This is a genomic window from Nocardia sp. NPDC049526, from assembly GCF_044465765.1.
Lineage (GTDB): Bacteria > Actinomycetota > Actinomycetes > Mycobacteriales > Mycobacteriaceae > Nocardia.
This window is the reverse complement of record NZ_JBITMA010000008.1, coordinates 154,591-178,122: the sequence shown is the minus strand read 5'-3', so window position 1 is coordinate 178,122 and position 23,532 is coordinate 154,591. Positions and strand designations below refer to the sequence as shown.

25 protein-coding genes are annotated in these 23,532 nt (G+C 65.5%); 13 read left to right on the top strand and 12 right to left on the bottom strand.

Translation table 11 applies throughout. From position 1 onward, the window contains the following. Positions 1 to 470: 470 nt before the first annotated feature. The 5 genes from ACIBW7_RS25350 to ACIBW7_RS25330 all read left to right on the top strand — a co-directional run bounded on the left by ACIBW7_RS25350 (position 471) and on the right by ACIBW7_RS25330 (position 3,532). A complete protein-coding gene (locus tag ACIBW7_RS25350; RefSeq protein WP_397050345.1) occupies positions 471 to 830 on the top strand; it encodes a hypothetical protein in 360 nt (119 codons plus the stop codon). Beyond that, on the top strand, positions 827 to 1,081 hold the full coding sequence (locus ACIBW7_RS25345) for a hypothetical protein (RefSeq protein ID WP_397050343.1): 255 nt from the start codon (positions 827 to 829) through the stop codon (positions 1,079 to 1,081). Before ACIBW7_RS25350 ends, ACIBW7_RS25345 begins: the two co-directional genes overlap by 4 nt. Positions 1,082 to 1,214: 133 nt before the next feature. Further along, entirely contained in the window at positions 1,215 to 1,397 is a 183-nt protein-coding gene (locus tag ACIBW7_RS25340) for a hypothetical protein (protein WP_397050341.1), read from the top strand. Positions 1,398 to 1,566: 169 nt separating this feature from the next. After that, a complete protein-coding gene (locus ACIBW7_RS25335) occupies positions 1,567 to 2,307 on the top strand; it encodes a 2OG-Fe dioxygenase family protein (RefSeq protein ID WP_397050339.1) in 741 nt (246 codons plus the stop codon). Beyond that, positions 2,300 to 3,532 carry a M20 family metallopeptidase gene (locus ACIBW7_RS25330; RefSeq protein ID WP_397050337.1) on the top strand — a complete coding sequence of 411 codons (1,233 nt, stop codon included), beginning with the start codon at positions 2,300 to 2,302 and terminating at the stop codon, positions 3,530 to 3,532. The genes ACIBW7_RS25335 and ACIBW7_RS25330 overlap by 8 nt, the downstream gene beginning before the upstream one ends. A 6-nt stretch (positions 3,533 to 3,538) precedes the next feature. Here ACIBW7_RS25330 and ACIBW7_RS25325 read toward each other — a convergent pair whose 3' ends face one another. Beyond that, positions 3,539 to 6,427, bottom strand: a complete 2,889-nt coding sequence (locus tag ACIBW7_RS25325) for a tetratricopeptide repeat protein (RefSeq protein ID WP_397050335.1) — start codon at positions 6,425 to 6,427, stop codon at positions 3,539 to 3,541. Positions 6,428 to 6,671: 244 nt separating this feature from the next. Between ACIBW7_RS25325 and ACIBW7_RS25320 the strand changes: the two genes are divergently transcribed. Beyond that, complete coding sequence (locus tag ACIBW7_RS25320; protein ID WP_397050333.1) at positions 6,672 to 7,013, top strand: hypothetical protein; 342 nt, start codon at positions 6,672 to 6,674, stop codon at positions 7,011 to 7,013. An 89-nt stretch (positions 7,014 to 7,102) separates the two neighbouring features. Here ACIBW7_RS25320 and ACIBW7_RS25315 read toward each other — a convergent pair whose 3' ends face one another. The 4 genes from ACIBW7_RS25315 to uraD form a co-directional block, all read right to left on the bottom strand. After that, entirely contained in the window at positions 7,103 to 8,464 is a 1,362-nt protein-coding gene (locus ACIBW7_RS25315) for an 8-oxoguanine deaminase (protein WP_397050331.1), read from the bottom strand. A 4-nt stretch (positions 8,465 to 8,468) separates the two neighbouring features. Then, entirely contained in the window at positions 8,469 to 9,374 is a 906-nt protein-coding gene (pucL, locus tag ACIBW7_RS25310; RefSeq protein ID WP_397050329.1) for a factor-independent urate hydroxylase, read from the bottom strand. 7 nt (positions 9,375 to 9,381) lie between these two features. Then, positions 9,382 to 9,699 carry a hydroxyisourate hydrolase gene (uraH, locus tag ACIBW7_RS25305; RefSeq protein ID WP_397050327.1) on the bottom strand — a complete coding sequence of 106 codons (318 nt, stop codon included), beginning with the start codon at positions 9,697 to 9,699 and terminating at the stop codon, positions 9,382 to 9,384. 76 nt (positions 9,700 to 9,775) lie between these two features. Then, a complete protein-coding gene (gene uraD, locus ACIBW7_RS25300) occupies positions 9,776 to 10,282 on the bottom strand; it encodes a 2-oxo-4-hydroxy-4-carboxy-5-ureidoimidazoline decarboxylase (RefSeq protein ID WP_397050325.1) in 507 nt (168 codons plus the stop codon). 140 nt (positions 10,283 to 10,422) lie between these two features. Between uraD and ACIBW7_RS25295 the strand changes: the two genes are divergently transcribed. Continuing rightward, the gene (locus ACIBW7_RS25295; protein WP_397050323.1) at positions 10,423 to 11,010 is read left to right on the top strand and encodes an NTP transferase domain-containing protein; all 588 of its coding nucleotides are present in this window, start codon (positions 10,423 to 10,425) and stop codon (positions 11,008 to 11,010) included. 14 nt (positions 11,011 to 11,024) lie between these two features. Next, positions 11,025 to 12,062: an XdhC family protein gene (locus ACIBW7_RS25290; RefSeq protein ID WP_397050321.1), complete on the top strand. Its 1,038-nt coding sequence runs from the start codon at positions 11,025 to 11,027 to the stop codon at positions 12,060 to 12,062. A 2-nt stretch (positions 12,063 to 12,064) separates the two neighbouring features. On the opposite strand, the gene ACIBW7_RS25285 is transcribed toward ACIBW7_RS25290, so the two are convergent. The 5 genes from ACIBW7_RS25285 to ACIBW7_RS25265 form a co-directional block, all read right to left on the bottom strand. After that, entirely contained in the window at positions 12,065 to 13,156 is a 1,092-nt protein-coding gene (locus tag ACIBW7_RS25285) for an ABC transporter substrate-binding protein (protein WP_397050319.1), read from the bottom strand. Between the two features lie 78 nt (positions 13,157 to 13,234). Then, a complete protein-coding gene (locus tag ACIBW7_RS25280) occupies positions 13,235 to 13,972 on the bottom strand; it encodes an ABC transporter permease (RefSeq protein WP_397050786.1) in 738 nt (245 codons plus the stop codon). 146 nt (positions 13,973 to 14,118) lie between these two features. After that, the gene (locus ACIBW7_RS25275) at positions 14,119 to 14,310 is read right to left on the bottom strand and encodes a hypothetical protein (RefSeq protein ID WP_397050318.1); all 192 of its coding nucleotides are present in this window, start codon (positions 14,308 to 14,310) and stop codon (positions 14,119 to 14,121) included. Continuing rightward, a complete protein-coding gene (locus ACIBW7_RS25270) occupies positions 14,307 to 15,056 on the bottom strand; it encodes an ABC transporter permease (RefSeq protein WP_397050317.1) in 750 nt (249 codons plus the stop codon). Before ACIBW7_RS25270 ends, ACIBW7_RS25275 begins: the two co-directional genes overlap by 4 nt. Continuing rightward, the gene (locus ACIBW7_RS25265; RefSeq protein ID WP_397050315.1) at positions 15,053 to 15,862 is read right to left on the bottom strand and encodes an ABC transporter ATP-binding protein; all 810 of its coding nucleotides are present in this window, start codon (positions 15,860 to 15,862) and stop codon (positions 15,053 to 15,055) included. The genes ACIBW7_RS25270 and ACIBW7_RS25265 overlap by 4 nt, the downstream gene beginning before the upstream one ends. A gap of 221 nt (positions 15,863 to 16,083) precedes the next feature. On the opposite strand from ACIBW7_RS25265, the gene pnuC reads away from it, so the two are divergent. The 4 genes from pnuC (at position 16,084) to ACIBW7_RS25245 (ending at position 20,787) form a co-directional block, all read left to right on the top strand. Continuing rightward, a complete protein-coding gene (pnuC, locus tag ACIBW7_RS25260) occupies positions 16,084 to 16,770 on the top strand; it encodes a nicotinamide riboside transporter PnuC (RefSeq protein WP_397050313.1) in 687 nt (228 codons plus the stop codon). 74 nt (positions 16,771 to 16,844) lie between these two features. Next, complete coding sequence (locus ACIBW7_RS25255) at positions 16,845 to 18,329, top strand: DHA2 family efflux MFS transporter permease subunit (RefSeq protein ID WP_397050311.1); 1,485 nt, start codon at positions 16,845 to 16,847, stop codon at positions 18,327 to 18,329. A gap of 41 nt (positions 18,330 to 18,370) precedes the next feature. Then, on the top strand, positions 18,371 to 19,336 hold the full coding sequence (locus ACIBW7_RS25250) for a sigma-70 family RNA polymerase sigma factor (RefSeq protein WP_397050309.1): 966 nt from the start codon (positions 18,371 to 18,373) through the stop codon (positions 19,334 to 19,336). A gap of 83 nt (positions 19,337 to 19,419) precedes the next feature. Then, positions 19,420 to 20,787, top strand: coding sequence for a HEAT repeat domain-containing protein (locus tag ACIBW7_RS25245; protein ID WP_397050307.1), 1,368 nt, complete (start codon positions 19,420 to 19,422; stop codon positions 20,785 to 20,787). Between the two features lie 9 nt (positions 20,788 to 20,796). On the opposite strand, the gene ACIBW7_RS25240 is transcribed toward ACIBW7_RS25245, so the two are convergent. Both ACIBW7_RS25240 and ACIBW7_RS25235 read right to left on the bottom strand, forming a co-directional pair. Then, positions 20,797 to 21,588, bottom strand: coding sequence for a DeoR/GlpR family DNA-binding transcription regulator (locus ACIBW7_RS25240; RefSeq protein ID WP_397050305.1), 792 nt, complete (start codon positions 21,586 to 21,588; stop codon positions 20,797 to 20,799). A gap of 120 nt (positions 21,589 to 21,708) precedes the next feature. After that, positions 21,709 to 22,281 carry a TetR/AcrR family transcriptional regulator gene (locus ACIBW7_RS25235; protein WP_397050303.1) on the bottom strand — a complete coding sequence of 191 codons (573 nt, stop codon included), beginning with the start codon at positions 22,279 to 22,281 and terminating at the stop codon, positions 21,709 to 21,711. A 90-nt stretch (positions 22,282 to 22,371) separates the two neighbouring features. On the opposite strand from ACIBW7_RS25235, the gene ACIBW7_RS25230 reads away from it, so the two are divergent. After that, positions 22,372 to 23,520 carry an FAD-dependent monooxygenase gene (locus ACIBW7_RS25230; RefSeq protein ID WP_397050301.1) on the top strand — a complete coding sequence of 383 codons (1,149 nt, stop codon included), beginning with the start codon at positions 22,372 to 22,374 and terminating at the stop codon, positions 23,518 to 23,520. Positions 23,521 to 23,532 lie beyond the last annotated feature (12 nt).

Sequence of the window (23,532 nt, the reverse complement as noted above, 5' to 3'; positions counted from 1 at the left end):
GTCGGACAGCAGGGAGCGGAACCAGTTTGGCACAGTTCGCGGAAACGTCGCTGGCACAACGAAAAACCTCCGCTGAAATTCCGAGTCTCCGTTGTGCCTGGTCAGAGTTGCTGATGTCGTTGTCCCTGCGCGGCACACGGCGATAGCAGGGAGCAAACGCTTCGTGAGCGAGAGCCCGGCTGGTGCTCGAAGGCGAGGCGGAACTGACACCGCCGGGTGCCGCGCTTCAACCGACCGTCACACCAGTGAGGTTCACCCATGACCCGGACGACAACGATGAGCTCGACTCTTCGGTGCCCGCCGCCCGGCACGCGGACTACCGAAGCCGCCCGCCCGAAGGTCGAAGCGACGACGAACAAGCCAGTGGCAGAAGAGGATACATGCCGATCCCATCGTCGGAAGGCGATCGGGTTCGCGCGCGGCAACATGTCCGAACCGGCACTGATCGAGGCCGGCGTGGCGTGCGCGGCGTGGACATGATCGTGACGCCGCCGCAGGTGTGCGGGTGCGCCGATGTCGAGCTGGCGCACGAACTACTGCGTGCGCACCTCGCCTGCCGAGTCGCGCGATGCGTGTGGAAGGCAGCGGCTTACTACACCCTGATCGAGGCGGGCCGGCTCGTCCCGCAGACGGCGACCCCGCGGGAGCGTGCCGCGGCGCGTGGAATCGCGTTCCCGCCGTTGGACAGTGAGCCACTCCCGCAGAGCGGACCGAATGTGCACACACTGCGCGAGGTCCTGGACAAGCTCTCCGAGCTGGCGCAACCGATTCCCCGCGCGGACATCGCCAACGGCGGCGACGACCAACGCCGCGCTAGGGGGTCGGGATGAGCGAGCACCGCACGGAGGTCGGCGGCTGGGTAGCGGAATGGCGGATCGACCGTCATCGAATTCGAATCATGTCGGTACACAACCAGTCTGAAGACAATCCACTGTTTTCGGCCGGCGCGCCCAGCACCGCGCCGGATCTGGCTCGGATGCGTGAGAGGTTCCCGGATCAGTCGCCGCTGTGGGATGCGATTCGCCACGAGTATTGGGCGGAATTCTTTGTAACCCAAGAACATTCACAGGGCACGGTCTGACGGCGCAGAGTTTCGGCCCGAGCGGGCTTCGCACTGCCGAACAGGGGCTTTGGCCGCGATCTCTGTCCACCCAACCGATTCCGGCTGAAGCGCGCCGGTAAGGGCGTGGGAGAGGCTCGACGAAAGGTTTGTGGTGACATACGATCCGGAACCCACACGAGTACAGCTACTCACAGAGCGGGCGGAGCGGGCAGGCTACCAACTGATGCGCGACCCCTGGCCGCCGTACTCCTGGATCCTGCTGGACGCCGAGGACGGCGAGCCGCTGCACTCGGCACCGACGCTCGACCTCATCGAGCAATGGCTTGCCGTGTGACGCAGAGGCCGACGACACGGGTGTGATTGATCACCGCAATACTTGATATGTCGGTATTTGGCACTAAGTTCGAGCCGCGCGGCTCAGCGCTTCGGTGGCCGTGGTCGCGTCATCTTTTGGCATTGCTGACTACACCCACAGTCGGAAGGTTCCGGCCATTAACCAGCACATGGTGCCCGAGATCAATGCTGACCTCGGGTCCTTTTCATCCGGCACCCCGTACGGGGCTGCCTTCTGGCGCCTAGCCGCCGCAGATTTCGGGCTGTCCGCCGACGAACGGTCGGTGCTCCAGCGCGCCTTTCACGATTCGACCGAACTGGATAAATGGCTGCCCGCCGGCAAGACCTATCGACGACGAGCCTATGGCTGCTACAGGCTGTCGATGGCCGATATGCATTTCACGCCCATCGAGGAACCACCGCCGTATGTGCAATCGACCGAGGTCAATCCGCTGGTCGGCGGTATCGAACGCAGGTTCGCACAGATCGGGCCACTGCATCCGGCGACCGAGCCGACCAGGAAGATCGCGGCCGTCGTCGCCCGCTCGCTGGTGGCGGCCGGTGTCCTGTCGGCGCGGCGCACCCCCGAGGTGCTCGTCGACGCCCACTACATGGCCATCACCGCACCGGGTGAACCAGCGCCGGAGGGTAAGCACCGCGACGGGCTGATCGCCGGATCGGCACATTTGATCGAGCGCCGAAACCTGGCGAAGGGCACCGGTATCTCGTCCATTTACGACGACGCCGAACCGGCGGTCGAACTGGCGTCATTCGAACTGATGCGGCCGCTCGACTCCTACGTCTTCGACGATGAGCGTGTCCAGCACTTCACCGACGAGATCCGGCGCGGGATCCCTTTCGTGAAGGCGTATCGAAATGTGCTGCTGCTCGGATTCAGAAGGTGTGACTGACTCGATCGAGACGATGATCGGCGACCTGGACCGACTGCTCCCGGAGGACGAGCTCGTGGCCGTCGCCACCGAGCTCACCGCCGTCCCCTCCTTCACCGGACAGGAGACGCCGTTGGCGGATCAGATCCAGAAAACCCTCGCCTACAACGGTATTCATACCTTCGGACAGGAGGTGCAGCCCGGTCGATTCCAGATGATCGGTCTGCTCGGCCCGTCGCATGGGACGCCGGCGCTCATGCTGAACGGACACCTGGATATGGATCCGCTGGGGCGCGATCACCCGGAGAATCCGTTCACCGCGCGACGAATCGGCGACCAACTGTTCGGGGCCGGCCTGCACAACATGAAAAGCGGTCTCGCAGCCATGATCGGCGCGGCAATCGCCGTGCACCGCAGCGGAATCCCGCTCCAGCAGGGTTTGCTGTTGGAGTTCGTGGTCGGCGAACTGCAGGGTGGGGTCGGCACGAAGCACGCACTGCAATCCGGGCTCACAGCGGCGGCTGCCGTTGTGCCCGAACCCTATTCGGTCCGTCGCGTCATCACCCGGACCGCGGGCGTCCACAAGTTCGCCCTGGTTGTTCGCGGCCGCAGTGCCCACACCAGCAGGCCGGACGAAGGTGTCGACGCCATCGCGGTGCTGCGGAAGGTTCTCGACCTGCTCGACACGGCCGACATCGGACTGCGCAACCCCGACTTTCCACCGCTGCCTCGCATGCAGGTCGCGAGCCTGCTGGCGGGACGTGGTGAGGGACATGATCTTTCGGGCATCTCCTACTGCGCAGACAAGGCGACCGCCCTCATAGACCTGCGCTACCCGCCGCCCCATGAGCCCGAGGACGTCCACGTGGCCGTCGACGCCGCACTCGACCGCCTCCGTCCGCGGTTTCCGACGGCCACGATCCAACTGGAACATCCCGTCGACCCGCAGTTCCGGGTCAGTGGGACGGATATGCCGCCGATGGACATGTCCCCCGATTGCGCCGTCGTACGCGACATCGCCGAACTACTCCCCTTGGTCTCGGATTTCCACGTCGAGGAGACCGGGCTCGCGCTGCCGTATTCGTACTGCGGCAACGACACCACCCATCTCAGCCGAGCGGGCATCGAATGCTGTCTGTTCGGACCGCGCGGAACCACGCCGGACACCGAACATCACGTGCTGATCAGCGAAATGTCCGCCTGCGCCCGCACGCTCGCCGCGCTCGCGATTCGGCGCTGTACATAACGCGGATCAGTCGCTGCGCATCCGTATTTCGGAGGTGATCTGTTCACCGTGCCGCACACCGGTGCTCGCATAGAGTTCGAGCGCCTGGGAAAGCAGTTGTTCGGCCAGCTCGGCCGGCCCGGTCTTGACCGCGACCGTGGCCAGGCCGCGCAGCGCATCGGCGCGCCCCAGCGGATCACCGATCCGTTCGGCGATCCGCTGGGAATCCTCGTAATACCTTTGTGCGCCCTGGTATTCGCCGAAGTGTCGCTCGATATGCCCGAGGCCGCGCAATGTATCCACCTGGCTGAACCGATCGTCGATCTCGACCGCGATGTCGTATGCCTGCTGGAACATGCTGCGAGCCTTCTCGTAGTCACCGGTCTTGCGCGCGATATTGCCGAGGCCCCACAATGTCCAACCCTCGCCGTACCTGTCGTGGATGCGCTGGGCAATCGCCAATGCGTCGTCGAAGTACCCGCGCGCCGTTTCCTGCTCCCCGACCAGCCTTTCGATATGACCGAGCCCCCGTAGCGCGTCGCCCGCCAACCTCCGGTGGTTCATCTTCTGTGCGATGCGCAAAGCCTCCCCGTAGAGATGCCTGGCCTCGGCCTGTTCGCCCAGTCGCCGGATGACCTCCGCCAGACCCCATTGCGCGGTCGCCACCCGGATCGGGTCGCCGATATCGCCCGCGATGGCGAGCGCCTCCTCCGAGTAGCTGCGGCCGGTCCGATAGTCCGAAGCCACCCAGGCCACATGCGCGAGCCCTTGCAGAGCGTCGCATTCGGTCGGCTGATTGGCGATAGACCTGGCCATTTTCAAGGCCTGTCCGAAGTAGTCCCGTGCCTCCGCGTGATCGCCGGTGCTCCTCGCGGTTTGGCCGAGCTCACATAGGATGGCGGCCTCGGTATTCTGATCCGCCAATTCGAGTGCAACGGCCCTGGCCTGCTCGAACGCCGCCCCCGCCGCCTCGTGGTGGCCCATGAGGCGGTCGACGCGGCCGCGGCCGACCAGGGCCCAGGATTCGGCGCGCCGGTCGTGGACTCGGCCCGCTATGTCGAGGGCGCGGCCGAAGAGGCGGTGGGCCAGGGACCAGTGGCCGGTGCCGGAGAGGTGGGAGGCCAGGCGGCGGGCCAATTCGGCCGCGTCTCTTGTCGGTTCGGCTGCCTGTATGCAGCCCTGCAGCATTTCGCGTTCGCGGGTCAGCCATTCGCGCGCTCTAGTCGCGTCATCGGAGGGGTTCCAGAGGTGTTCGCTGCCCGCGGGATCGAAGATCTGGTGGGTGCTCGCCTGACGCGCGACGGCGAGGCTTTCGCCGACGAGGCGATCGATGACGGCGGCGTGTTCGGCGGGTGAGTCCTCGCGTTCGGCGTGCATGCGAGCGCACCATCGGGTGAGGTCGTGCATTCGGTAGCGGTGACCACCGGGACCACCAGAAGACGGGTCGAGGAACCCGGCCTCGAATAGCCTGCGCACCATCATCATTCCGTCACCGAGCGGTACCGAGGCCATCGTCGCCATGGCCTCCGCGGTTATCTCGGGGCCCGGGAACCAGCCCAGCAGGCGCACCGCCCGTTGATGTTTCGGATCTTGCAGACGCTCATAGGACATCTCGAAGGCGGCGCGCAGTGACTCGTCTTCCGCGGCGAACTGATCGAAGAGGTGTTCGGCGGCCGAGCCGGTCGCGCGGCGGTCCACCGACGCCTCCTTGATCCGCGCCGTCAACCTGGCGATATCGGCCGCGCTGTCGGCGAGCATCTCCTCGCCGTGATGGGCGATCTGGCCGCCGATCAGCCTGATGGCCAACGGAAGCCGGCCCGCCGTCTGCAGGATCAGGCGTACGGCGCGCTTGTCGTAGCCGGCGCGGAGATTGCCCAATTTGACGAGCAGTTCCTCGGCCTCCTCCCACTCCATGACCTCCAGCCGCAGCGGTGGGGCACCGGCTAGCCCGGTGAGTTTGCTGCGGCTGGTGATCAGGACGAAACAGCCGGGGGCTTGTGGCAGTAGGTCTTTCACCTGCGCGGTGTCCAGGACATTGTCGAAGACGATGAGCATGCGGCGATCGCTCATGGTGGTTCGCCAGCGGTTCGCCCGCCCGGCCAAGTCCATTTCGATGGTTTCGCGGGCGACCCCCACCTGCAGCAGGAGCTGCTCGAGTACATCAATGGGTTCGCGCGGATCGCGGCCGAGGGTGTAGCCGTGCAGGTCGACCCAGATCGTGCCATCCGGGTAATGCCGACCGAAGGCCGCGACGGCGTAGCGCGCCAAAGCGGTCTTGCCGATGCCGGTCAGCCCGACGATCACATGCACCGCGACCGCGCCGCTGCGCAGGTGTTCGGTTACGCGGTCACGTAATTGGGCCTTCGGACCGTCGCGGCCGGTGAAGTGCGGAACCTCGGCGGGCAGGTCACCACCGGCGGGCACCGGCAGTCGGCCGATGGCACGCCGCGCCACCGCCTCGTGGTACTCCAGCCGTTCGTGTTCCGGCATATGCGCCAGATCGGCGACATCGACGAGTTGGTCCCAGGTGGTGCCGTAGATGGTGGCGAGATTCTTGAGGACGCGGACCGTCGGCCGCACACCGGTCGGACGCTCCGGTTCGTCATCGAGAACAGCGCCGTCGCGACTGAACGGCCACGCTTCGTATTCGGAGATCCGGCTGGCCTTCATGGCCGCGGTGGCGCTGTCGGTGAGCTCGTTGTAGCGCTCGGCGACCACACCCTGGGTCAATTCGTTGGCGTAGCGCCAGGCGGCGCGCGGTCGGTACCCGCGCTGACGCAGTTCGGCGGCAAGGGGTTCCAGCAATTGCTGATCGGTCAAGCCCAGATCGGCCAGGCGCTCGCGTAGGCGTCGTCGATCCTCGGCACTGACATTGCCTCCGGGACGTCGGCGGGCCTGGCGACCTGCTCGATCCATCGCCCCACCCTCCCCGCATGCGATGCGTCCGGGCCGACGGTGCTGCGCGCGCACCGGAGAATCGAAACGCCGACTGTGATTAATTCCTTGGTATCAGCCACATTTCCGCTGGTCAAGTGCGTCGGCTGGAGTGAAGAAATCACTTTTGCCACTGGGATCGCGCCACGCCGAGGCGAACTGACACCGTAGAGGGCAGCAACTGAACAATGTGACAAGTCGCAGCGGATGAAAGGGGGTTCGCGCGATGCCGATTACGACCACGGAATGGCTCATCAGCAGCGATGTGGCGCACGAGGCGGCCTTCCGAATCGATCTGCCCGAGGCCGGCCGCGGCAAATGGCTGCTGTCGTATCTGCCGACCGACCGTCGGCTGACGCGGGCGCAGGCACTGGCGGGAATGGTTGTGGCGGAAATGATTCTGATGGATCAGTTCGATCCGTCCGGTCGGTTCGACCATGAGATCGCCGAATTGCACGCGGCCGAACTGGGTCTCACGCTGCACGAGGTGATGTGCCTGCTCGCACTGCGGGCGCGGCTGGAATCTGATCCGGAGCACGAGATCGAACACGCCACGGCCCTTGCCTGAAGACCAACTGGCGCTGCGGGTTCTGCGCCGGACCCGCAGATGCCGCGGCCGCCGTCACCGAGGGGAGGACGGCGGCCGCGGACCGAGACTCAGCTCGCCTTCGCGACGAGCGCCGCCTGTGCCCGCGCTACCTCGCCGCCGACCTTCTCCTCGTCGACAGTGCGCACCTCGCCATCGCGAACGACCGTGCGCCCGTTGATGATCAACGCCGCCAGCGGCGGGGCCGAGCCGAGAATCAATGCGGTCACCGGGTCGTCGATGCCCGCGTGTGCAGGCGTATCGAGCCGCCACAAAGCGAGATCGGCGAGTTTGCCCGGTTCGATCGACCCGATTTCGGCTGCCCGCCCCAGCACCCGCGCACCACCGATAGTGGCCAGCTCCAAGGCTTTTCGAGTGCTGATTGCGCGCGGGCCGCCCTTGGCCCTCGCGTAGAGCAGCGCATTGCGCGGCTCCTCGATCATCGAACTGGATTCATTGCTCGCCGCACCGTCCACACCGAGGCCCACCGGCACACCCGCTGCGACCAGGTCCGCGGTGCGCGCGATACCTGCCCCGATCCGCGCATTCGAGGTTGGGCAATGCGCCACTCCGGTACCGGTTTTCGCCATCGTGCCGATGGCAGCGTCGTCCAGGTGGATGCCATGGGCGTACCAGACATCCGAGCCGAGCCAGCCGAGCCGCTCCATGTACTGGGCGGGCGTGCAGCCGAATCTATCCGCACAGAACTCCGCTTCATCGATCGTCTCGGCCAGATGGGTATGCAGGCGTACGCCGAGATCGCGTGCCAGCACGGCGGATTCGCGCAGCAACTCGGTGGTCACCGAGAACGGCGAACATGGCGCGAGTGCGATCCGCAGCATCGAATCGAACGACGGATCATGCCAGCGCGCAACGGCATCCGCGCTCGCGACGAGAATGGCGTCGAGGGTCTCCACCACCTCGTCGGGTGGCAGCCCACCCGAACTCTGTCCGAGATCCATCGAGCCGCGCGTCGGATGGAATCGCAACCCCACCTCGGCGGCCGCGGCGATCTCCGCGCCGAGCAGGTCGCCACCCGCGCGCGGGAACACGTAATGGTGGTCGGTGGATGTGGTGCACCCCGTCCGGGCCAGCGCGGTGAGCGCACCGGTCGCGGCGATGCGAACCGCGTCTTCATCGATGCCCGCCCAGATCGGGTAGAGCGTGGTGAGCCATTCGAACAGCGTGTTATCCGCGGCCAGACCTCGGGTGACCCACTGGTAGAGGTGGTGATGAGAATTCACCAGCCCGGGCGTGAGCAGGCAGCCACGGCCATCGATGCGGTGCACATCCGCACCGAGATCGGGTGCGTCGCCCGCACCGACCGCGGTGATCCGGTTGCCCTGCACCGTCACGTACCCGCGGCGGTATTCGGTGCCGTTCGGATCGACGGTCGCCACGGCGCACCCGTCGATGACCGTGGTTGTCGTCATGTGCTTACGGTAGCCATGCGGGCCCGGCTTCCGGGGCATCTTCCCGCTGCACAGTGGCATGGATGAGTCCGTAGGGCCGGTCATCGGCGTGAAAGACCTCGCCGTGGTTCTCGATGCCGAATCGACCGAGGTCGTAGTCGAAATGATGCTTATTCGGCGCGGCCAGCCGGATTTCGGCGAGCACCGGAAAGGCCTCGAGTGCGGCCTTGCCCATCTCGAAGAGCGTCTGCTGCATAGCCTTCGAATGCAGCGTCGCGAAGACCTCGACCATCCGCTGCCGGACGCCCGCGTACACCGCATCCCAGTCCACGCCGGTCGTGGCGGCGAAACGCCACTGCGCGACGAGGGAGGTCGCGAGCATCCGGTCGTGCGTCGGCGCGAGGACAGTGAAGTCATCGGTCAGGAAGTCGGCGAACTCCGAACCGGTCGACTTGAGAATCACCAGATCCTTGACCCCGCCGATCACCCAGGCCTGCTGCCGGTCGCCCTTGCCCGCCACCGTGACCGTCGCGGTCCGCACCTCCGAACCCTGCCGCACCCAGGTGTGATCGTGCTCGCTGCCGTCGACGGTTACCCGCTGCCAGGCATACTCCTCGACCTCGACGCGTGCGCTGTCGACCGGTGCGATCTCGTCGACGAAATGCGCGGCGAGCGTCAGCGCATAATCTTCGATCGGTTGCAGTCCAGGCTTTTTCGCATACGCGTAGGCCGTCTGCTTCTGGGTATCGGTCGGCAGCACCTTCGACTGGTCACCGGCGATATAGGCATCGGCGAAATCCCCACGCAGCACCGTGGATACGTTCACATCGCGGATCTCGTGACGCGGCTGGTCCCGATAGATCCGGACGATGCGGTTCTCCGCCTTTCCGTACCGGTTGTCGGACAGCACGATCGGCCCGGTCAGCTCCATGAATGGCTCAGCTCCCTCGGTAGGTGGAAAAGGCGAAGGGCGACAACAGCAATGGGACGTGATAGTGCCGCTCTTCGATGACGACGAACGTGACGCAGACCTCCGGATAGAACGATTCGACCCCGCGCTCGGCGAAGTATGCGCCGGTATCGAACACCAGCCGATACGTCTCGGGTGGCAGCGAATTACCGAGGGAAGCGATCCGGCCGTCGTCATCGGTGGTTCCGGAACCGAGCACCTCGGTATCCCGATAGAGCACCACCGCGATACCGGCCGCGGGCACACCCGCGACGGCATCGAGGACATGTGTGCTGAGCGTGCTCATGACTGCGCCTCGCTGGCGCTCGGCTCCGTCATGACCACGAAGGTGGCTGTGTCGAATGTTCGCTCGCTGCGCTCGCTCATTCGGCATCACCGAGCAACAGCCGCGCCAACCGAATCCGATTGATTTTCGCCAATTCCGTTCGCATAACTCGCCTTTCGGTCTCCGGATCATTTCCGAGCCGAGCGGTCAGCAATTCCAGCAGCTCGTCCCCGGACTTACCGGTCGCGCACACCAGATAGATATGGCCGAATTTCTCCTCATAGGCCAGATTGCCCTCGGCCAGCCCCACCCGAACGGCGTCGTCGGCCCCGGCGACCCCCGCCTGCTCCCGCGCGGATGCCGCGGTATCGGGCCGGGCACCGATACGCGGATGTCCGTCGAGGGCGCGATCGATCTCTGCCTCGGATAATTCGGCCAGCACCGCATCGGCCCTATCGAATAGGGCATCGACGTTCGCGTACGGCCGCTCGGCGGCCAGCGCACGAGCCCATTCCGGCGCAGCGCAACACACGAGCAAGGCCGCATTCGCCTCCGCTTCGGGCAACGCGTTGAATTCCGCGAGGCCCAACCCGTCGTATGTCATCGAACCAGCATCGAATACGACCGACCCGGCCGCCAGTCGAACGAGATAGATCACTTCCGGCGTGTCGCCGGCATCCGACGGTCGACGTCACAGCACTTTTCCGTAACCCATCGGCCACGCGGCCGGGCTACCGTCTTTTCATGGCTGCATCACCCGAACCGGTCTGCGCCGGCATCGTCTTGGCCGCGGGCGCCGGAACGCGCTACGGGATGCCCAAGGCATTGGCCGAGGGTGGTGCCTGGCTGCGGTCGGCGGTGGCGGCACTGCGCGACGGCGGCTGTGATCCGGTCATCGTGGTGCTCGGCGCGACCGGACCGGCGCCGGACGCGGTCGACCTACCCGAGGGTGTCGATCACGTGTGGGCGGCGGACTGGGCGACCGGACTCGGAGCCTCGCTGCGGGCAGGTCTGCGAGCCGTCGCGCATACCCCCGCCGAGTACGTCGCGATCATGCCGGTGGATACCCCCGATGTCGGGGCCGATGTGGTCGCCCGGGTCGTCGCCGCGGCCTTCGCGGCACCGACCGGATTGGCGCGGGCTGTGTTCAACACCACACCCGGCCATCCTGTTGTCATGTCTCATAAGCACTGGACCTCGGCGTATCAAGCAGCTGTTAGAGATTCCGGCGGGCGCACCTATTTAGCCGGTAATAACGATATGGTGTGCGTCACGTGCGACGATTTGGCGACAGGCGATGATCGTGACTTCCCGGCCACGCCGCACGCGTGAGCGGAGCTGAACAGATGCGGGACATCGTCGACGACCTATTGCGGGTATGGCATTCCGGCCGGAGCGGTGGACTGGCCACCGTCGTGCGAACTGTTGGTTCCGGACCGCTGCCGGTCGGCACATCGATCCTGGTGGATGCCAATGGCGCGGTCTATGGTTCGCTCCTCGGCGGCAGCGTCGAGACGACCGTGATCGAGGCGGCCGCCGACGCCGCGCGCAGCGGTCGGCGCGGACTGCACCGATTCGGCGTCCCGCCGGGCGAGCCCGGATTGGACTCCGGCGGTATGGTCGATGTTTTCATCGAGCCGTTCTCACGCCGGGACTTTCCGGAATTCCCCTCCATGGCCGCGGAAATCGCCGCGCACCGCAGGGTTACCCTCTTCACCGTGGTGTGGAATCCGGATCCGGATCTGATCGGACAGCATCTGATCACCCCGCAGCGTCATGCGACGGAACTGGTCGCGCTGCCCGAATCCGATGTATTCGTGTCCTCGTTCCCACCGCCGCCACGGCTGATCATCTTCGGTGCCAACGCTTTTGCCGCGGCGCTGACCGTGCAGGCCAAACTGCTCGGCTACCGAGTCACGATCTGCGATTCCCGCGACACCTTCGCGACACCCGATGCCTTCCCAGGTGCCGAGGTGGTCGTCGACTGGCCGCACCGGTACCTGAACACCCTCTCGGCAGCGGGTGAAATCGATAGCAGTACGGCGATTGTCGTCCTCGGACACGATCCGAAGTTCGAAATCCCGCTGCTCACCGTGGCGCTGCGACTACCCGAGCTGGGCTACCTCGCCGCAAACGGCTCCTGGTCCGCACATCTGAGACGCATCGAAGACCTCAGAGCGGGCGGCTTCGACGATGCGACACTCGCCCGCCTGTACTCCCCCGCCGGTCTCGACATCGGAGCACGCACCGCCGCCGAGGTCGCCGTTTCGATCGCCGCCGAACTGCTTGTCGCCCGGTCCGGAACCGAGCGGCGGATCGCCGAAAACCGGGACGCCGAACCGCAATTCAGGGAATTACCGGCCAACGCCCCGGTGGCACTCTAGCCCTACTTCAGGCCCGGATTCTCCGCGTACACCTCGCGCAGCACCGAGAGGTCGAACAGCTGGTCGGCCTTGATATCGATCTTTGCATTGCGCAGCGCGGCGATGTTCTGCTCGATCAACTGATCGGTCATGGTCAGCAAGCCATTGGCGGTCGAATCCGCGGAGACGACGAGGCCGTTCTGCGCGGTCGCCTCCTGGGTCTGTTCGTTCAGATCGAGTTTCTGATCCTTGCCGTATACCTCGACCGCGAGTCGCGCCGATTCGGCCGGATTCGCGATCGCATCCTTCCAGCCCTTGATCTCCGCGATCAGGAAGGCCTTCAGCTTGTCGCGTTCCTTATCGATGGTGGACTGCTTGACCGTCAGAGTCTCGGCCACCAGCGGCAGGTTGTAGTCGGCGAAGAGGAAATTCGTATTCTGGAATCCCTTGGCGGTCAGCGTGATCGGCTCATTGGTCACATAGCTGACCCAGCCGTCGACCTCACCGTTGGCCAGCGGAGTCGGATCGTATTGCGCGGGCACGATGGTCACATCGCTCGGCTTCATGCCATTGGCGTTCAGCAGCGCGTTGAAGATCAGCTGATTGGTGTCCTGGACGCCGATCTTGCGACCCTTCATATCCTGCGGGGTCTTGATGGGCTTGGCGGCGGAGCTGACGATGCAGAACGGGTTCTTCTGATAGGTGGTCGCGACGATCTTGGCGGGTAGGCCCTCCAGGATCGCGGGCGCGGTGGTCTGCGGAGCCGAGGTGCCGAGCCAGACCTTGCCGGTGTCCAGGCCAGCCTCGACCGAGGTGCTCGCCGCGCCACCGGCGATCAGATTCACCGAACCGAATCCGGCCTCCTTGTAGTAGCCCTTGGAATCGGCGAAGTATTCGCCCGCGAATTCGATGTTCTTGAGCCAGGACAGTTGGATCGCGACGGAACCGTACTTGGATCCGTCCGCCACCGACCCGCCCGACGAGTCTTTCGAATCATCGCCACATGCGGCCAACAGGCTCGCACCGCCCAATGCGGCGCCGGCCAGCGCGGAGTAACGAAGCAGGGATCGCCGGTTCAGGTTCGGCCCGAACGAAGAGCGTTGTACGGGGTTCATGAGCCGAATCTAAGGGGATTGGTGTTTCGATTTCTTTACTTTGGCGTTCCGAGCATTGATTTGCGAAAAACTGACCGGTCAGCGGCGCCCCGCCTCGGGGCCGAAGCGGGCCAGCACCAGATTTTCGATCACGCCGACAATCGCGTACAGCAGCACCGAGACGATGGTCACGATCACGATCGAGGCCCACAGCTTGCTGTACTGGAAGGTCGGGATGGCGCGAATCAGACTGGCACCCAGCCCCGTTCCGCTCCCCAACCATTCGCCGAGCAATGCGCCGATCAGCGCACCGGGCACCGAAATTCGCGCCGCCGCGAACACCGAGGGCAGGGCGGCGGGCACGGCGACCATGCGCAGCCCGGTCCAGCGGGAACCGCCGTACGCGGCCACCAGATCCATCGCCTGCCGCGGTGCATTGCGCAATCCCGCCATGATCATCACCAGCGCCGGGAAGAACACCACGATCGCCGCGAGCACCGTCACACCGGCCAGTCCGCGCCCGAAGACCAGCACGATGATCGGGGTCAGCGCCACCAGGGGCACCGACCGCAACAGCATTGCCACCGGCATGAACGTCTGCTCGACCACCGAGAACGAGACGAACAGCGCCGCGACGACGAGTGCCGCCAGCATGCCGACGCCGAAGCCGATCACGGCGTCGCGCAGGGTGATCTGCAGGTCGTCGAAGATCGCCTGACGTGCGTTGTGTGCGCCGGAGGAGTTGAACAGGTACTTCCAGATATCGCTGGGCGTTTTGCCTACTCGCGGGCCGACCTGGGGGAAGGCCTCGAGGAAGACGTACCAGATCACGAGCATCAGCAGGAGTGCGGTGATCAGGGGAAACAGGAAGCGGCCGATACGGGTGAGGACGTCGAGGGTCCCGGCGGCGGTGCTGCGCTGGGGTGCGATTTTGTCCGCGCTGGTTGTCGGAGTTCCCGCGCCCTTCGGCGCATCTTCGACTGTCATCGTCTTGCCTCCCATCTCCGGCCGCAGCGCAATTGCCCCGCACCCGAATTCGTCAGCGGTTGTCCGTACTGCACGCCGCAGCCGGTGCCCGAGCCGATACCGCAGCCCGTGCCGATGCCGATGCCGATACCGATGCCGATGCCGATGCCGATGCCCGAGCCGATACCGCAGCCGGTGCCGAGCCTCATCGCGCGGCCTCCTGCGCGGTCCACGGCGCAACAAGCCGCGCCGCCAGCGCGACGATCGCGTACCCCAACCCCGCGAGTGCGGCGGCAGCCAGCGCCATCCCCCACGTGCGCGGCACGTTATATGCGGTCTGCGCAGCAGTCAGCGCGACACCGATCCCGCTGTCCACCCCGCCGAGATACTCGCCGATGATCGCACCGAGCACGGCCGACGGCGCGGCAATCTTCAACGCCGCGAACAGATTCGGCAGCGCAGCGATCGCCTGCACCCGGTAGAGCTGCTGCCAGCGACCGCCGCCATAGGCGCGGATCAGGTCGAGGCTGGTGACATCGGCCGAGCGCAGTCCGGTGACCGTGCCGACCATGGTGGTGAAGAAGCAGTACATCGCCGCGAGGAAGACCGTCGGGGTCCGCCCGCCGAAGACCACCAGGATGATCGGCCCGAGCGCGAGCAGCGGGATGCAGTAACTGAGGATGGCGAGCTGGGTGGCCAGCGGTTCGATCCACGGGATCAGCACGATCAGAATCGCCAGGCCGATGGCCAGCGCATTGCCCCAGATGAAGCCTTTCAGCGCGCCGAGGGCGGTGATCCGGAAGTTGGGGCCGTACAGATCCCAGCCATCGGTGTACATGGTGTGCAGGACGGTCCACGGACTCGGAATCGTGCCGCCGGCGACATCCAGCGCGGCCAGCAGCCACCACACCGCGATCAGCCCGAGGACGCCGATCAGTCCGCCGATCCGTTTCATGCGACTCCACCCTTGCCGGACTTCCCGAACAACAACTCGGAGAGGTAGTCGTGCAACTTGTGGAATTCCGGCGTACGCATCATCTCGGGCGTGCGCGGGCGTGGCAGATCGATCTTCACCAGTTCCAGCACCCGGCCCGGCCGCGGACTCATCACCGCGACGACATCGGAGAGGAAAACCGCCTCGGCGATGCCGTGCGTGACCATCAGGGTGGTCGCGGGCTTCTCGGTCCAGATCCGCAGCAGTTCCAGATTCAGCCGCTGCCTGGTCATATCGTCGAGAGCGCCGAAAGGTTCGTCGAGCAGCAGTACGGTCGGCTTCACGACCAGGGCGCGCGCGATCGAAACACGTTGGCGCATACCGCCGGACAGCTGCGCCGGTTTGGCCTTCTCGAAGCCCTCGAGCCCGACCAGCCGGACCAGATCCGCGATCAGTCCCGGATCCGGCGAGATGCCCGCGACCTGCAAGGGCAGTTTGATATTGGATTCCACCGAACGCCACGGCAGCAGCGCCGAATCCTGGAAGGCGATGCCGAGTTCGTGGCGGCTGCGCAGTTGGGCGGGGGTCTCACCGTCGATGAGCGTCTTGCCCGCGGTCGGTGTCTCCAGTCCGGCCAGGATGCGCAGCACCGTCGATTTGCCACAGCCGGATGGGCCGAGCAGGGACAGGAACGCGCCCTGTTCGGTATGCAACTCCACATCGTCGAGCGCCTGCACCGTCTTCCGGCCGACCCGGAATGTCTTCGTCAAACCGCTGATGTGGATGCCCGTCCCACCGGTGGGCTCCTCGGTACCGCTCGCCGTCATGACCAAAACACTAGGAGCAGGTCGTTGCACAGATATTGCGAATCGCCACCCCAGATTGCGCAATCGTTACGCGCGCCGCTTCGCAGCCTGCCTCGCAGATCTTTCTCACACCTCACACACCGACTCGCCGCGCGAAACGCCGTCACCGGAACGCCAAGGTATGCGCGAAGCTCAGCGGCGGCTTCGGGATGAGAAGTTGAAGTGCTCGGGTTATAGCGGGGGTGAACCCTTTGGTTGCGCTGCTCGACGCCAAGCTGGATATCGGGGGCTCGGAGATCCTCTGGCGCGAGGTCATCGGCAATGGCTTCGGTCTGGCGTCCGCGGTCGGCGGTATGCGGCGGCGGGTGTGGGCGTGGCCGATCGGGATCGCGGGCAATGCGCTGCTGTTCACGGTTTTCGTCGGCGGAATCTTCAACACGCCACAGCATTTGAATATGGCCGGACAGGCCGGGCGTCAGCTGATGTTCATCGCGGTCAGCGTGTACGGCTGGTGGAGTTGGTATCGGCATGCGCGCGCCGAAACCGGACTCGAACACCGCGGCGTCGTGCCGCGCTGGGCCAGTGGGCGGGAACGGCTGGTGCTGGTGGCTGCCATGTTGGTCGGCACGGCCGCATTCGCTCGATTGTTCGCGTTGATCGGTTCCTATGGGCCGTGGGCGGAGGCGTGGATCTTCACCGGATCGGTGCTGGCGACCTATGGGATGGCGCGCGGGCTCGCCGAATTCTGGCTGATCTGGATTGCCGTCGATCTCGTCGGCGTGCCATTGCTGCTGAAGGCGGGCTATTACCCGTCCGCGACGCTGTATCTGATCTATGCGGGCTTCGTCGCGTGGGGCTTCGCCGTATGGGCGCGCACCCTGCGCAAATCGGCTCCCGTGGTCGCTGATCTCGCGCCTTCGCGTCCCTAGAACTTTTTTCGCAACCTCCGATGAATCGGCGCGGCGGCGCCGGTATGTACCCGCAAGACCCATCGGAGGAAGCAATGAAGATGACCACGGGGCAGCGCTGGGTACTGGCGCTGACATCACTCGCGGGTTTGATGATCGTGCTCGACGCACTGGTCGTCACGACCGCGATGCATGCGATCCAGCTCGATCTGCACGCATCGATCGGCGAGCTGGAATGGACGATCAACGCTTACAACCTGAGTTTCGCGGTGCTGTTGATGGCGGGCGCGGCGCTCGGTGACCAGTACGGCCGCAGACGGGTGCTCGTCGGCGGCTTGGCGTTGTTCAGTGCGGCGTCGGCCGGATGTGCGCTGGCACCGAATCTGGGTCTGTTGATCGCCGCGCGGACGGCACAGGGCATCGGGGCCGCCGCCATCATGCCCGTTGCGGTGGCCCTGCTCTCGGCGGCGTTCCAGCCGGAGCAGCGGACCAAGGCGCTCGGATTATTCGCGGCGGCAACCGGATTGGCCACCCTCGGCGGACCGCTCGTCGGGGGTGCGGTGGTGCAGGGCCTGGCCTGGCAGTGGATCTTCTGGTTGAACCTGCCGATCGGGGCGGTGCTGATCCCGCTGGTACGCAGGCGCCTGGCCGAAAGTGTGGGCGAGGCGCGCAGATTGGACTTGCTCGGGATCGCGTTGGTGAGCGTCGCCGCCTTCGGCATCGTCTGGGGGCTGATTCGGGGCAATGAATCCGGTTGGGCCAGTGCTGAAGTCGTGCTCGCTTTTCTGTCCGGTGCGGTGGCACTGATCGGATTCGTACGCTGGGAGCTGCGCACCACCGCGCCGCTGATTCCCATGCGATTCTTTGCCTCGCGCGCCTTCTCCGCGGGCAACGCGGTCGGGTTCCTGCTGGCCGCCTCGATTTTCAGTGGCGCGTTCTTCTTCGCCCAGTTCCTGCAGATCGTGCAGCAGCAAGGCCCGCTCGGCGCGGGACTGCGTTTGGCACCGTGGACGGTCACCCTGTTCCTGGTGGCACCGATCGCGGGCAAGCAGGTCAACCGGTTCGGTGAACGCCCTCTGGTTGTCGCTGGTTTGCTCATGCAGGCCGTCGGCTACGGGTGGATCGCCCGCACCGCCGGACCGGACCTGCCGTACGCCGCGATGATCGTCCCCTTTGTCATCTCCGGCATCGGCGTTTCGATGGCGATTCCCGCCGCGCAGAGCGCGGTACTGCGCGCGGTTCCGATGCCCGCCGTCGGGGCCGCGTCGGGCACCTACAACACCCTGCGACAACTCGGTGGCGCATTCGGAATCGCGGTCCCCGCAGCTGTTTTCGCTGCGGTGGGTAGCTTCACCAGCGCACGGGCCTTCAGCGACGGCTTCGCCGCCGCCATCGGGACCGCTGCTCTGCTTGCGCTCCTCGGTGCTGCGATCGGTCTGCTGATACCGGCCGGCGCGCCCACTGCGCAGGGTGCGCCGGTCCGCACAGGCGCCCAGGGCCGCGCGAGCGTGCCGACGCCACAGGAGGCGCGCCCGGCAGGTTCGGCGATGGCCGACGATCACGCGGGGACGGCCCGATGACCAGCATCGACGCACGGCGCGCGACGGTAGGTTATGCACCCATGACGGTCAGTGCGGACTTCGCGGCCAGGACAGCTCCGTATCGACCCGAGCTGCTCGCGCACTGCTATCGGATGCTCGGCTCGATTCATGATGCCGAAGATCTGGTGCAGGAGACCATGCTGCGCGCGTGGAAGGCCGCCGAGCGGTTCGACGAAGAGCGCGCGTCGCTGCGCACCTGGCTATACCGGATCGCCACCAACGCCTGCCTGACCGCGCTCGAACAGCGCGGCAGGCGGGCGCTGCCCACCGGACTCGTCGGACCCAGCGATACCGTGGTCACCAAACCGGAGCGTCATCCCGAAATTCCCTGGCTGGAACCGATTCCCGATGCACTACTCGGCACCGCGGCCGACGATCCGGCGACTGTGATCGCGGCCCGCAGCGGCATCCGGCTCGCATTCATCGCGGCCCTGCAATACCTACCCGCCAGGCAGCGCGCGGTATTGATCCTGCGCGACGTACTCGCCTGGTCCGCGGCCGAAGTCGCCGACCTGCTCGAAACCTCCACCGCCGCAGTCAACAGCGCACTGCAACGCGCGCACGCCCAATTGGAGAAAGACGCACCCATGCTCGACCGCATATCGGAATCGTTGAGCCCGGACGAACGCGCGATGATCGACCGATACGTAACCACCTTCGGCAACGCCGACATGGCTTCATTCGCCAAGCTCCTGCGCGACGATGTGGTCCTCGAAATGCCGCCCGCTCTGCTCTGGTTCGCCGGCCGCGCACATGTCGTCGAATTCTTCACCGACAAATGCGGTTCCACACCCGGCGAGTGGCGCGCAATCCCGACCTCCGCCAACACCCAACCCGCCATCGCCTACTACCGATTGGACGAAAACAACACCTACCACGCTCATTCCATCCACCTGCTCACGTTGCGCGATACGGCTATCGACCGGATCACCGTCTTCCTCGATGCATCGCTCTTCCCCGGCTTCGGCCTCCCGACCACCCTCTGAACCGTGTTTCGCCGTAGTTCGGCCACTGCATCAGGGCGGGCTGGATTGTCGAGCTTGTCCGTGGCGGATGGTAGGAACGGTGCGTGGACCTACAAACCGCAGCAGCAGCGCTCGCCGATGCGTCTCTGCGAGATGAGGCGGTGGAGGCGATGGTGGCCGCGGGCGACTATGTGATCGAGCCGCTACTCGACGAGTTGGTCGATCCGGATTCGTGGCTCGACCGCTCGGGCATTATCGCGGTGCTGCGGCGATTCGGGCCCGTCGCCTATCGCCCGCTGATCGTGCAACTCACGATCGCGCAGACTCCGGACGCTGTCGAGTTGTGCTGTCGGGCATTGGGTATTGCGGCGGCTTCGGATACCGCGGATTTTGCGCTCCAGGTGTGTAGCGAAGATGCGGAGGTGCGAGCGGGCACCGCCTTCGTGCTCGGCTACCGTCGCCGCAGTGAGTACGCGCCCTTGTTGGTGCCGTTGCTGGCGGATCCGGTGCAGCGGGTACGTGACGAAGCGATCGGCGCATTCGGCCGGCTGGGTCGTTCCGCGGTGCCGCTGTTGCGCCGGGTCCGAGGCTCGCGGGCGCCCGAGCGGCGGTATGCGCTGGCGGCGCTCACCCAGATCGGCTGGGACACACCGGAACCACCCGACTTGGCGGCTTTGGCCCGGCTTACGCGGACCAAGATCGCGGCAGATATTCCCGAACCCTTTGTCCCGCAAGATGGCTGGTATGCCATCGAAACCACGGACCGGGCCGCGGTACTGGAGGCGTTCGACCTGTCCGATCCGGTAGCGGTGACCTGGTCGATAGGCACCGACACCTGGCGGGGCCACGACTCACGACACAGCCGCACCGCTTACGACGAGCACGCCGATTGCGCCCGGATGTATGTGAGTCCCGTGCTCGATGATTGGACGCTGGTGTTCGGCACACCCGTTGCCGACGGAGAACTCGATCGCCACGATCACGAGTTGAACCGGCTGCTCGATATCGAGGGCGATTACACCTCGGACGGCCGCGAACACCAGCGGCGGCAAGCCCGCTGCGCGGCCCTGAGCGAGCAGTTCGGGCGGGCGCACTGGTACGGCCAGAACTACGAAAGCGGCTGCGGCGACTGGCAGGGATGGTGCCTGGCAGAGCACGGGAAGGTGCTGCGCTACTACTACCGTGACTGCAGCGAATACGTCGAGCCGATCCAATTCGGCGCGGGACCCGCAGCAGAGACCGGCCTGCGGATCGATTCCACCGAGACCGAAGACAGGTTCGCGCGGCAAAACGGAATTCCCGACACCGTGACACCAATGCTGATGGCCGGACGTGCCTCGGTCGATCCGTCGCGGATCGGCGCGAACACCCGTACCCGAGGGCACGGCGTGCTGGCACTGACTGCCTGCGGGCGGCGCTTGGGCCACCGCGGCGCCTTCAGCATCGAAAGCTCGGCCAGAGGGGCGTCCTAGCGAACCGCCCTAGACCACGTCCACCCGAACCCCCGCAGCCCGAATCGTCGCCACCGCAACCGGATCCGCATCCGAATCGGTCACCAGCACATCGATCTGCTCGATCCCGCAGATCCGAGCCAGCGCCGAGCGTTCCAACTTGTCCGCGGTGGCGACAACCATCACGTGCCCGGACCGCCGCACCATCTCGGTGGTCACCCCTGCTTCGTCGATATGCCGACACTGCGCCCCGCCCTCGGCGGAAATCGCATTCACTCCGAGAATCAGTGCGTCCAAACGCAATTCGGCCAATGCCCGCTCGGCCAACGGTCCATGCAGCTCATAGGATTCCCGTCGCGCCACCCCGCCCAGCACGATCGTGCGCATATGCGGACGCAACACCATCTCACCCGCGATATTGAGCGCATTGGTGACGATGGTCAGTTGGTCGCCGACAGCATTGGCCAGATCTGTCCGCCCGGCCAATGCCCGCGCCACGGCGGTCGTCGTTGTCCCGCCGTTCATTCCGACGACCGCACTCGGTTCGATAAGTCCCGCAGCATGTTCCGCGATCCGCTGCTTTGCCTCATCCGCACCCTGCCGGTAGCGCGCGGGCAGGTCGTAGGCGACCGAAGTCGCGACCACGCCGCCGTGCGTCCTGGTCGCCAATTGCTGTTCGGCGAGTGCGGTGAAGTCGCGGCGCACCGTCGCCGGGGAAACCCCGAGACGTTCGGCGGCTTCTTCTACCGAGAGCCGACCGGTCTCGGCGAGCAATTCCAGCAGTCGGTTCCATCGCTGCGGCCGGTCCGTCGGTCCGGTCATTTCATACCGTCCCGCCCACGCGGAGGACCTGCCGTTTTTCTATGCACGCCAATAATCTGACCACAAGCACCTGCCGACGGTAGTTATTCGGCCGCCGTACTACCAAGTCGGACCCGTTCATCACCGCGCGCGCAAACCATCGAGCACGAGATCGACCACCCGAGCAACCGCCTCCGGATACGACTCACCAGCCCTGGTGTAGATCTGCAAGGTCATCAGCCCGGCCACCTCGCCGGGCTCGATATCGGCACGCATGGCACCGGCGGCCTGCGCCTCCCCGGTCATCCGCGCGACCAGTTCGACAATCCGCCCCCGCACCTCGCGCAATCGCGGATCGGCCTGAATCTCGGCATGCAGATTCGGCTCGATCGCCGACGCCAGCGCCCCGACCCGGCGCTGCGCACATTCGTGCAGAAACCGCGAAAGCGCAGGCCACGCCGCGCCCTCCTGCTCCAATGCGGTCGCCGCCAACCGGGCCAGATCCGCGAGGTAGGACTGGGCCGTCTCGGCGATCAATGCATCCCGATCCGGGAAGTGCCGATACAGCGTTCCAACACCCACACCCGCCCGATCCGCGATCTCCTTCATCGGCACATCGACACCTTGCTCACGGAAGGTCACCAGCGTCGCGGCGATGATCTGATCCCGATTGTTCCTGGCATCCGCCCTTTTCAGACCGGTCGTCGCCCTCACCTCCGAGTTTAAGTGGACGAAATCCTTCCACTTACTGTACGCTCCATTTAACCGGACGAAATTCGTCCACTTAGCCGAAAAGGTGTAGTCATGAACAAGACGGTTCTGATCTCGGGCGCGGGCATCGGCGGCTCGACGCTGGCGTACTGGCTGGCCGGCCGCGGGTTCCAGGTCACGGTGGTCGAGCGGGCGACGGGCCAACGCTCCAGCGGAAATCCGGTCGACGTAAAGGGACCCGCCATCGATGTGGTCGAGCGCATGGGCCTCATGCCGCAGTTGCGTGCCGCGAATTCCACTGTGTCCCAGATGAATTTCGTCAATGCGAGCGGCCGCCGCGTCGCTCGGGTCGACCTGAAGGCCTTCCAAGGATCGGCGGGCGACCGCGAAGTCGAGGTCCCGCGAGCCGATCTCGCCGCGATCCTGCTCGACGCGAGCCGCGACAGTGCCGAATTCCTTTGGGGCGACACCATTACCGGCCTGACACAGCAATCCGACGGCATCGATGTCACCTTCGAACACGCCCAACCCCGCCGCTTCGACTTCGTAATCGGCGCGGACGGCCTGCATTCGGTGGTGCGCCGCCTGACCTTCGGCGACGAATCCGAATTCGTCCGGCATATGGGCATCTACATCGCCACCATTCGGATCGATGAACCATTCGGCAGCGACCGCGAAGTTCTCATCTACAACACACCGGGACGGGCACTGTCGGTGCACCCCACGAAGGGGCGCGCCCTCGCGGCATTCATGTTCCGGCACAAGGGCGTACCCGGTTTCGACCACCGCGATACCGAGATGCACAAGCACCTGGTCATCGAGGCCTTCACCGATCAGGGCTGGCGGGTCCCCGAATTGCTGGACCGCGTCCGCGACACCGATGACCTGTTCTTCGACTCCGTCAGCAAGGGCGAGCTGCCACGCTGGTCGGACGGACGCATCGCCCTGCTCGGTGACGCCGCATCCTGCGTCTCGCTGTTCGGCGACGGCTCCACCCTCGCGATCGCCGGTGCGTATACTTTGGCGGAGGAACTGGCGTCCACACCCGAGGACCACGAGGCGGCGTTCCAGCGCTACGAGACCCGGCACCGGGTGCTGGTCGATCCCAAACTCAACGGCGTTGCCACCGCGGCATCGATGCTCATTCCGGCGACGAAAGCGGGAATTGCACTGCGTAATACGGCAACTCGCGTCCTCCCCGCTGTCACGGCCATCCGCAATCGAGCCCGGCACGCGGCCTGAAGCCCAGTGCCG

What these genes read in the sequence shown, in the direction of transcription:
- ACIBW7_RS25335 (WP_397050339.1), top strand. Translation starts at nt 1,567, where the DNA reads ATGGTGCCCGAGATCAATGCTGACCTCGGGTCCTTTTCATCCGGCACC.
- ACIBW7_RS25265 (WP_397050315.1), bottom strand. Translation starts at nt 15,862, where the DNA reads ATGACGGCGAGCGGTACCGAGGAGCCCACCGGTGGGACGGGCATCCAC.
- pucL (WP_397050329.1), bottom strand. Translation starts at nt 9,374, where the DNA reads ATGGAGCTGACCGGGCCGATCGTGCTGTCCGACAACCGGTACGGAAAG.
- ACIBW7_RS25290 (WP_397050321.1), top strand. Translation starts at nt 11,025, where the DNA reads ATGCGGGACATCGTCGACGACCTATTGCGGGTATGGCATTCCGGCCGG.
- ACIBW7_RS25240 (WP_397050305.1), bottom strand. Translation starts at nt 21,588, where the DNA reads ATGACCGGACCGACGGACCGGCCGCAGCGATGGAACCGACTGCTGGAA.
- ACIBW7_RS25345 (WP_397050343.1), top strand. Translation starts at nt 827, where the DNA reads ATGAGCGAGCACCGCACGGAGGTCGGCGGCTGGGTAGCGGAATGGCGG.
- ACIBW7_RS25255 (WP_397050311.1), top strand. Translation starts at nt 16,845, where the DNA reads ATGAAGATGACCACGGGGCAGCGCTGGGTACTGGCGCTGACATCACTC.
- ACIBW7_RS25325 (WP_397050335.1), bottom strand. Translation starts at nt 6,427, where the DNA reads ATGGATCGAGCAGGTCGCCAGGCCCGCCGACGTCCCGGAGGCAATGTC.
- ACIBW7_RS25295 (WP_397050323.1), top strand. Translation starts at nt 10,423, where the DNA reads ATGGCTGCATCACCCGAACCGGTCTGCGCCGGCATCGTCTTGGCCGCG.
- ACIBW7_RS25280 (WP_397050786.1), bottom strand. Translation starts at nt 13,972, where the DNA reads ATGCTCGTGATCTGGTACGTCTTCCTCGAGGCCTTCCCCCAGGTCGGC.
- ACIBW7_RS25250 (WP_397050309.1), top strand. Translation starts at nt 18,371, where the DNA reads ATGACGGTCAGTGCGGACTTCGCGGCCAGGACAGCTCCGTATCGACCC.
- uraH (WP_397050327.1), bottom strand. Translation starts at nt 9,699, where the DNA reads ATGAGCACGCTCAGCACACATGTCCTCGATGCCGTCGCGGGTGTGCCC.
- ACIBW7_RS25230 (WP_397050301.1), top strand. Translation starts at nt 22,372, where the DNA reads ATGAACAAGACGGTTCTGATCTCGGGCGCGGGCATCGGCGGCTCGACG.
- ACIBW7_RS25285 (WP_397050319.1), bottom strand. Translation starts at nt 13,156, where the DNA reads ATGAACCCCGTACAACGCTCTTCGTTCGGGCCGAACCTGAACCGGCGA.
- ACIBW7_RS25270 (WP_397050317.1), bottom strand. Translation starts at nt 15,056, where the DNA reads ATGAAACGGATCGGCGGACTGATCGGCGTCCTCGGGCTGATCGCGGTG.
- ACIBW7_RS25275 (WP_397050318.1), bottom strand. Translation starts at nt 14,310, where the DNA reads ATGAGGCTCGGCACCGGCTGCGGTATCGGCTCGGGCATCGGCATCGGC.
- ACIBW7_RS25315 (WP_397050331.1), bottom strand. Translation starts at nt 8,464, where the DNA reads ATGACGACAACCACGGTCATCGACGGGTGCGCCGTGGCGACCGTCGAT.
- uraD (WP_397050325.1), bottom strand. Translation starts at nt 10,282, where the DNA reads ATGACATACGACGGGTTGGGCCTCGCGGAATTCAACGCGTTGCCCGAA.
- ACIBW7_RS25320 (WP_397050333.1), top strand. Translation starts at nt 6,672, where the DNA reads ATGCCGATTACGACCACGGAATGGCTCATCAGCAGCGATGTGGCGCAC.